This is a genomic window from Streptomyces sp. NPDC031274, assembly GCF_055570235.1.
Genome location: NZ_JBVIHP010000027.1, coordinates 121,336 through 128,272, shown reverse-complemented (window position 1 = coordinate 128,272; position 6,937 = coordinate 121,336). Strand labels below are relative to the sequence as shown.

The 6,937-nt window shown below is 69.8% G+C and carries 7 protein-coding genes; 1 reads left to right on the top strand and 6 read right to left on the bottom strand.

Going from position 1 to position 6,937, the window contains the following annotated elements; genetic code table 11:
- Positions 1 to 85 precede the first annotated feature (85 nt).
- The 6 genes from rlmB to ACZ5CR_RS34580 all read right to left on the bottom strand — a co-directional run bounded on the left by rlmB (position 86) and on the right by ACZ5CR_RS34580 (position 5,392).
- Positions 86 to 1,048, bottom strand: coding sequence for a 23S rRNA (guanosine(2251)-2'-O)-methyltransferase RlmB (gene rlmB, locus ACZ5CR_RS34605; RefSeq protein ID WP_468864940.1), 963 nt, complete (start codon positions 1,046 to 1,048; stop codon positions 86 to 88).
- Between the two features lie 126 nt (positions 1,049 to 1,174).
- Complete coding sequence (gene cysS, locus ACZ5CR_RS34600; protein WP_468864937.1) at positions 1,175 to 2,578, bottom strand: cysteine--tRNA ligase; 1,404 nt, start codon at positions 2,576 to 2,578, stop codon at positions 1,175 to 1,177.
- A gap of 112 nt (positions 2,579 to 2,690) precedes the next feature.
- Complete coding sequence (locus ACZ5CR_RS34595) at positions 2,691 to 3,095, bottom strand: PPOX class F420-dependent oxidoreductase (protein WP_389917176.1); 405 nt, start codon at positions 3,093 to 3,095, stop codon at positions 2,691 to 2,693.
- Between the two features lie 215 nt (positions 3,096 to 3,310).
- Entirely contained in the window at positions 3,311 to 3,817 is a 507-nt protein-coding gene (gene ispF, locus ACZ5CR_RS34590) for a 2-C-methyl-D-erythritol 2,4-cyclodiphosphate synthase (protein ID WP_468864934.1), read from the bottom strand.
- Positions 3,807 to 4,544, bottom strand: a complete 738-nt coding sequence (ispD, locus tag ACZ5CR_RS34585) for a 2-C-methyl-D-erythritol 4-phosphate cytidylyltransferase (protein ID WP_468864931.1) — start codon at positions 4,542 to 4,544, stop codon at positions 3,807 to 3,809. Before ispD ends, ispF begins: the two co-directional genes overlap by 11 nt.
- Before the next feature lie 365 nt (positions 4,545 to 4,909).
- Positions 4,910 to 5,392, bottom strand: a complete 483-nt coding sequence (locus ACZ5CR_RS34580; RefSeq protein WP_003953493.1) for a CarD family transcriptional regulator — start codon at positions 5,390 to 5,392, stop codon at positions 4,910 to 4,912.
- Between the two features lie 664 nt (positions 5,393 to 6,056).
- On the opposite strand from ACZ5CR_RS34580, the gene ACZ5CR_RS34575 reads away from it, so the two are divergent.
- The gene (locus tag ACZ5CR_RS34575; RefSeq protein WP_468864929.1) at positions 6,057 to 6,812 is read left to right on the top strand and encodes a copper chaperone PCu(A)C domain-containing protein; all 756 of its coding nucleotides are present in this window, start codon (positions 6,057 to 6,059) and stop codon (positions 6,810 to 6,812) included.
- Positions 6,813 to 6,937: the final 125 nt, after the last annotated feature.

The window sequence follows — 6,937 nt, the reverse complement described above, 5'->3', positions numbered from 1 at the left end:
GAACCGAGGCGGGCTCTTCGCCAGGCCCCGGGCGGGTCGCCCCCCCCCTTGTCCCCCCCCCCCCCCCCCCCCCCCGGCCTGAGGGCTAACTCCGGCGGCGGGACGCCTCGTAGAGCACGACTCCCGCGGCCACACCGGCGTTCAGGGACTCCGTGCCGCCCGGCATGGGGATCCGCACGCGGTAGTCGCAGGTCTCGCCGACCAGGCGCGAGAGGCCCTTGCCCTCGCTGCCGATGACGATGACCACGGGGCCGGACAGCGCCGCGAGGTCGCCGACCTCGTGGTCGCCGTCCGCCGCGAGACCGACGATCGCGAGCCCGGCCTTCTTGTAGGACTCCAGGACGCGGGTCAGGTTCGTGGCCCGCGCCACGGGCGTACGGGCCGCGGCACCGGCGGCCGTCTTCCAGGCTCCGGCGGTCATCCCGGCGGCACGCCGCTCGGGGACGACGACGCCGTGCCCGCCGAAGGCGGACGCCGAACGCACCACGGCACCCAGGTTCCGCGGGTCCGTCACGCCGTCGAGCGCGACGATCAGCGGGTCCTCGCCCTTGTCGTACGCGGCGGCGGCGAGCTCCTCGGGGTGCGCGTACTCGTAGGGCGGCACCTGGAGCACGAGGCCCTGGTGGTTGAGCCCGTTGGTCATGCGGTCGAGCTCGGGGCGCGGTGCCTCCATGAGGTGGATGCCGCCGCGCTCACCGGCGAGCTGCAGCGCCTCGCGCACACGCTCGTCGTTGTCGATGAACTGCTGGACGTAGAGCATCGAGGCGGGCACGCCCTCGCGCAGCGCCTCGACGACGGAGTTGCGTCCGACGACCATCTCGGACGTGCCCTTGCCGCGGCCCTTCACGGAACCGGGACGCCGGCCGCCGCCTCCGGGGCCACCGGTGGCCTTCTTGGCCGCGGCGCTGGCGATGCGGTTCTTCTTGTGTCCCTTGCGCGCCTCGGCGGGCGGCGTCGGGCCCTTGCCCTCAAGGCCGCGGCGCCGATTCCCACCGCTGCCGACCTGCGCGCCCTTCTTGCCGGACATGCGGCGGTTGTTAGCGGCCATGGACCTACCTGTCTCTGTGATGCGTGCGCCTGCCTTCGTACGGCGTGAGTGCGCACTGCGTGAACTGCGTACGTATATGAAGTGTGCCGCCCGGGTCGCCGGGCGGCACATCGCCAGGTCAGACGCTCAGCGCGGGCCGAGAGTCCACCGGGGTCCGGTCGGGCTGTCCTCGATGACGAGGCCGGACTGGTTGAGCTGGTCGCGGATGGTGTCGGCCGTGGCCCAGTCCTTGCGGCCCCGCGCCGCCTCACGCTGCTGGAGCACGAGACGTACGAGGGTGTCGACGACCCCGTGGAGGTCTTCGCCGCGGTCGCCCCCCTCACCTGCCCACCGCGGGTCGAGCGGGTCGAGGCCGAGCACGCCCAGCATGGCCCGCACCTCGGCGAGCCGCTCCACCGCGGCTTCCTTGTCGTCGGCGGCCAGGGCGGAATTGCCCTGCCGTACGGTCGTGTGGACGATGGCGAGCGCCTGCGGGACGCCCAGGTCGTCGTCCATCGCGTCGGCGAAGGCGGGCGGCACCTCGGCGGCGGGCTCGACGACGCCTCCGGCCTTCTCCACGACGCGCTGCACGAAGCCCTCGATCCGCGCGAACGCGGACTCCGCCTCGCGCAGGGCCTCCTCGCTGTACTCGATCATCGAGCGGTAGTGCGGGGTGCCCAGGTAGTAGCGCAGGACGATCGGGCGCCACTTCTTGACCATCTCCGACACGAGGACGGAGTTGCCGAGCGACTTGGACATCTTCTCGCCGCTCATGGTGACCCAGCCGTTGTGCACCCAGTACCGCGCGAACGCGTCGCCGAAGGCCTTGGCCTGGGCGATCTCGTTCTCGTGGTGGGGGAAGATCAGGTCGATGCCGCCGCCGTGGATGTCGAACTCGCGGCCCAGGTACTTGTGGGCCATCGCCGAGCACTCCAGGTGCCAGCCGGGACGGCCGCGGCCCCAGGGGGTCTCCCAGCTGGGCTCCCCCTCCTTGGCGGTCTTCCACATGGCGAAGTCACGCGGGTCGCGCTTGCCGGTCTCGCCCTCGCCGGAGGGCTGGAGCAGGTTGTCCAGCTCCTGGTTGGACAGCTCCAGGTAGCCGGGGAAGGACTTCACGTCGAAGTAGACGTTGCCGTCCGACTCGTAGGCGTGGCCGCGCTCGATCAGGCCGCGCATCATCTCGACCATCTCGGTGATGTGCCCGGTGGCGCGCGGTTCGTACGTGGGCGGCAGGCAGCCGAGGACGTCGTAGCCGTCGTTGAAGGCCCGCTCGTTCTCGTACCCGATCGACCACCACGGGCGGCCCTGTTCGGCCGACTTCCGGATGATCTTGTCGTCGATGTCGGTGACGTTGCGGATGAAGGTGACGTCGTAGCCGCGGTGGGCGAACCAGCGGCGCATGATGTCGAAGTTCAGGCCCGAGCGGATGTGCCCGATGTGCGGGGCCGCCTGCACCGTAGCGCCGCACAGGTAGATCGAGACACAGCCGTCGATGAGGGGGCTGAAGTCTCGGATCTGCCGGGCGCTGGTGTCGTACAGGCGAATCGTCACCACTCCAGGGTAGTGGTCGCAGGGCAGTGCCCTGCGACCTCTGGGGTCAACAGGGCACGGAACTGTGACATGCGGGGGTGCGGGAGGGGTCCGGGAAGGCCGCGGAAGGGCCTCAGAGACGGCCGACGACCTTGCGCGGGGTGACGCGGACGACGACGCGGGCGGCGTCGTCGGCGGAGGACGGGTTGAACTCCGCGTACTTCAGGCCGGTGTACTTCAGTGCCAGCTCGTCGATGAGGTCCTGCCCGCCTTCGGTGGTGATCGTCGCCTCGCCGCGGATCTCGGCGTACGTGTAGGGCGCGTCGAAGGGCTGCAGGAGCACCGTCACGCGCGGGTCGCGGCGCAGGTTCTTCTCCTTGCGGCGGCCGAGCGTGGTGGAGAAGAGCAGATCGTCGCCGTCACGCTTCACCCAGACCGGTGAGACCTGGGGGCTGCCGTCGGGCTGGACGGTGGCCACGTTGACGAAGACGGGGGTGTCGAGCAGGGCCTTGATCTTGTCGGACAGTTCGGCGGCCATTGCGGGTGCCTCTCTTCTCTCGTACGGCGGTGGATGACGTCTCTCGTACGTCGGCGGATGTCGTCGCCCGCACGTCGGCGGACGGCGTCTGCCGCACGGCGGTGGACGGCGTCGGGCTGCTCCGGGGTGCGTTCCCCGATACTGCTCCAACACGCCCTGCCGCTGCGGCATTTCACCCGCCTTCGGTACGGCGCTCAGTCCGCCCGTAACGTCGTTCAGTCCGCCCGTACGACCAGTGCCGTGGCGATCGCGGCGAGGCCCTCGGCGCGTCCGGTGAGGCCGAGGCCGTCCGTCGTCGTGCCGGACACGGCGACGGGGGCGCCCGCGGCGGCGCTCAGCGTCTTCTGCGCCTCGTCGCGCCGCTTGCCGACCTTGGGCCGTACGCCGATGACCTGGACGGCGATGTTGCCGATCTCGAAGCCCTCGGCACGCACGATCCTGGCCGCCTCGGCGAGCAGCGTCACGCCGGAGGCGCCGGACCACTCGGGCCTGCTGGTGCCGAAGTGCGCGCCGAGGTCGCCGATGCCGGCCGCGGAGAACAGGGCGTCGCAGGCGGCGTGCGCGGCGACGTCGCCGTCCGAGTGCCCGGCGAGGCCCGCGCTCTCGCCCTCCCAGAGGAGCCCGGCGCACCACAGCTCGCGCCCTTCCTCGAAGGCGTGCACGTCGGTGCCGATGCCGACCTGCGGAAGCGGGATGCGGGCCGGCTGGTTCTCAGAAGCCATCGTTGGCCCTCCTGCGGGCGAGTACGGCCTCGGCGAGGACGAGGTCGAGGGGCCGCGTCACCTTGAAGGCCTCTTCGTGGCCGGGCACGACGACGACCTGGAGGCCGAGCTGCTCGACCATGCTGGCATCGTCCGTGACGTTGTCGGTGACAGTCGCGTGGGCGCGGACGAGGGTGTCGCGCTCGAAGCCCTGCGGGGTCTGCACGGCGCGCAGCCGGGCCCGCTCGGGCGTGGCCACCACGGGCTCGGGCGCGCCCGGCTCCTTGGGGTCGCCGGGCTCGACCTGCTTGACGGTGTCGGTCAGCGGCAGCGCGGGGACGACGGCGGGTGCGCCTTCGCGTACGGCCTCGATGACGCCGTCGACGGTGTCGACCGGCACGAGCGGGCGGGCCGCGTCGTGCACCAGGACGATGTCGATGCCGTCCGGCAGGGCGTCGAGGCCGAGCTTCACGGACTCCTGGCGGGTTTCGCCGCCGGGGACCACCAGGAAGTCGGTGCGCTCGGGCAGCGCGTGATCGGCGAGGAGGGACTTGACCTCGGCGGCGCCCTCCGGCGGGGCCACGACGACGACGAGCGAGACGGCGCGGGATGCGGCCATGGCCCGTACGGCGTGGATGAGCATGGGCGTGCCGTTCAGCGCGCGGAGCGCCTTGGGGGCGCCCGGGCCGAGCCGTACGCCGCGTCCGGCGGCGGGGATCACGACCGCGGTGCGGGATTCCTCAGACATCGCTTCCGTTCAGGTTTGTGTGCTCGGGAGAGGTGGGTATGGCCACAGCGACGCCGGGCACGAGCCCTTGACCGGACCCTTCCGTGACATCTGGTCGACAGCTGCCCGAGCCCGGCGCGCACGCAGAACAGCAACAGCGGGAACAGAGGCACAGGGAACAAGGCACCAGGGAACACCGAGCACGACGCGAGCACGACGGCAGAATTCAGAGATTGCGTCTCAGAGATTGCGCCTCAGGGGTGACGTCTCAGAGGTGGCGTCTGGGTACGAACATGCCGCAGCGCCCGGCGACACCATGGAGGGTCAGCGGGCACCGCGGCATTCGTGGCGCCACGACATATGCGTACGCGTATGTCAGGACGCGATCAGGACGCGAGAACCTCGTCAAGCAGGGCCTCGGCCTTGTCCTCGTTCGTGTTCTCCGCGAGGGCGAGCTCGCTCACCAGGATCTGGCGAGCCTTGGCGAGCATGCGCTTCTCACCCGCGGACAGTCCGCGCTCACGCTCACGACGCCACAGGTCACGCACGACTTCCGCGACCTTGATGACATCGCCCGAAGCGAGTTTCTCGAGATTTGCCTTGTAGCGACGGGACCAGTTCGTCGGCTCTTCGGCGTACGGCGCGCGCAGTACCTCGAAGACCCGGTCGAGCCCGTCCTGACCGACCACATCACGCACGCCGACGAACTCCGCATTGTCCGCAGGCACACGTACCGTCAAGTCGCCCTGAGCGACCTTCAGCACCAAGTAGGTCTTGTCCACGCCTTTGATCTGGCGAGTCTCAATGGCCTCGATCAGCGCGGCCCCGTGATGGGGATAGACCACGGTGTCGCCAACCTTGAACGTCATGTGACAGGTACCCCTTCCGTGGCTATCCATCCTAACACGAGAACCGCCTCTTCTGAATGGCGTTTTCGCAGGTCAGGGCGCATCTCGGGGCTTGACAACTGCAACAGGAACGTGCTGCGAAGGGCTTCCGGAGCGAGGTATTCGCAGGTGGGAGCGGCTCTCCGGGGAAGGAGAAACGCGCCCGTTACACGCCCTCCGAGAGCGCTCCAGGAGGCTGAACGTCCCGGTTTGCCGGGTTCCAGGAGGTGAACTTTCGCTACTCCGTTCGGCGATCGGAGAGACGTACGACTCCGCCTTCGACGTGAATCCGGAATTGATCAAGAGCCCCCAGTGATCAATTCCCCGGACTTCCCCGGACCACCATGCATTTCTTACCGGAAATCCGCAGGACGGGCTCCGATGACCCTTGACGGCGCTTATGTGAATGGTGAGCGAGAGGCCAATGGCGTGAGAGTGACGGCAGTGGCATGTGTGGCCGGAGACGGCGGGTAGCAGGGCAAGATCACGGCGGGACGCGAGTGGTCCGGGAGAGGCTCGAGGACCGTAGGGGCGGGTCGGGTGCGGTGGCGTGGGAACGGCTCGGTAACCTAAGGCCGCTGACACATACTTAGGACGGCTTTACGGCCGTCCGTCTCCCGTCCTCGTTCAAGGAGTTGCCGCCGCCGTGAGCCGCAGCCTTCGACGTGGCGCCATCGCCGCCACCGCCATCGCGTTCTCGCTCGCGTCGCTCGCCGCGTGCGGCGCCGGTAACAACGCCCAGACGCACGAGATCAAGCCGGACAACGCCGCGACCTCCGTCGGCGACATCAAGATCCAGAACGCCATGGTGATCACCCAGCCCGACCTGAAGTCGACGGGTCCCGCGGTGATCGCCGCCACGGTCTTCAACAACGGCCGTACCGACCAGACCCTGGACGAGATCACGGTCACCGGTACCGGCAAGAAGGCCAAGATCACGCCGGCCAAGGACGACAAGGTCTCCAAGCGCGGCGGTCCGCTGACCATCCCCGCCGGCGGCTCGGTCGTCATCGGCGGCAAGGACAACGCCTCCGCCGTCCTGCCCAGCAGCCGCGAGGCCGTCAAGGACGGCAACGCGCAGCCGGTCAACTTCGTCTTCAGCAAGACCGGCGACGTGAAGATGCAGACCTTCGTCGTGCCGGCCGAGAGCTACTTCAAGAAGTGGGGCCCGTCCGAGGTCCCCGAGGCGCCGGACTCGAAGCCGACCGGAGTGGCGAGCGGTGAGCCCAACGACGGCGCGACCGAGGGTGCCACCGAGGGCGCGACCGAGGGTGGCGCCGCCAACTCCTCGAACAAGCCGTCGGGCAACGCCTCGGACAAGGGCACGGACAAGGGCACGGACCAGTCCGAAGCCGGGTCGCAGGACGCGGGAACGACTGCGGGTACGGGCACCCAGCACTGACGCGACACGCAGCCAGACCGCTACACGCGGACAGACGGGAGGGGGGGGGGGGGGGGGGGGGGGGGGGGGGGCGCCCCTCCTCCCCCCTCTCCCCGGTGCGGGTCCCTGGCGCGCCCCATTTCCCC

Bases quoted from the DNA above. Each gene is read 5' to 3' on its own strand.
- ispF (WP_468864934.1), bottom strand. From the start codon at position 3,817: ATGGCTTCTGAGAACCAGCCGGCCCGCATCCCGCTTCCGCAGGTCGGC.
- ispD (WP_468864931.1), bottom strand. From the start codon at position 4,544: ATGTCTGAGGAATCCCGCACCGCGGTCGTGATCCCCGCCGCCGGACGC.
- ACZ5CR_RS34580 (WP_003953493.1), bottom strand. From the start codon at position 5,392: ATGACGTTCAAGGTTGGCGACACCGTGGTCTATCCCCATCACGGGGCC.
- rlmB (WP_468864940.1), bottom strand. From the start codon at position 1,048: ATGGCCGCTAACAACCGCCGCATGTCCGGCAAGAAGGGCGCGCAGGTC.
- ACZ5CR_RS34595 (WP_389917176.1), bottom strand. From the start codon at position 3,095: ATGGCCGCCGAACTGTCCGACAAGATCAAGGCCCTGCTCGACACCCCC.